Genomic DNA, 500 nt, shown 5'->3' with positions numbered 1-500 from the left:
AAGTCTCCAGCGTTTTTGAGGCGGACGATTGCGGCGCTTTTCCGCCGGAACCATGACGATCTGCTGGCCAGGGATGATTCCCCTCTCCCCTCGCGGGAGAGGGATGCGAAGCCTTGGCGAGGAACGAGCCTAGGCGCAGCTGGGTGAGGGGGACTCCCTCTCCCCAGCGGGGAGAGGGTCGGGGTGAGGGGGCCCTTAGCCCCTCAAACCCGCACCACATCGAGGATTTGAAAGTCTTCCGCGTACCAACGGATCCTGCCTTCCTCATAGTCGATGGCTTCCCAGTTGATGCCTTCCCAACCCTTGGCACTGATGTCCACGACGGCGAACCCGGTGATCTGGGAGAGGATACCGCCGCCCACGCCCTTGATCTGAACGCTCGACACGCCGTCGAAACGCAGGTCCATGGCCAGCGGCGGGTCGAAGCGCTCAGTCTTCAGGCGGCAGTGAATAAAGGCATAGCGTCCCTGGTGATCCAGGGTGAACAGCCGAAGCGTACT

1 protein-coding gene is annotated in these 500 nt (G+C 62.2%); it reads right to left on the bottom strand.

Annotated elements, in window-relative coordinates:
* Window positions 1-203 precede the first annotated feature (203 nt).
* Window positions 204-500 (bottom strand): hypothetical protein (locus tag ACKGJN_RS16970; RefSeq protein WP_409540771.1); only part of this gene is annotated, 297 nt, incomplete at its 5' end.

This window comes from Gillisia xinjiangensis (assembly GCF_046298265.1).
In the GTDB taxonomy this organism is placed as follows: domain Bacteria; phylum Bacteroidota; class Bacteroidia; order Flavobacteriales; family Flavobacteriaceae; genus Gillisia; species Gillisia xinjiangensis.
Note: the sequence above shows the minus strand (reverse complement) of the source record. Positions and strands in the feature narration are given on the sequence as shown.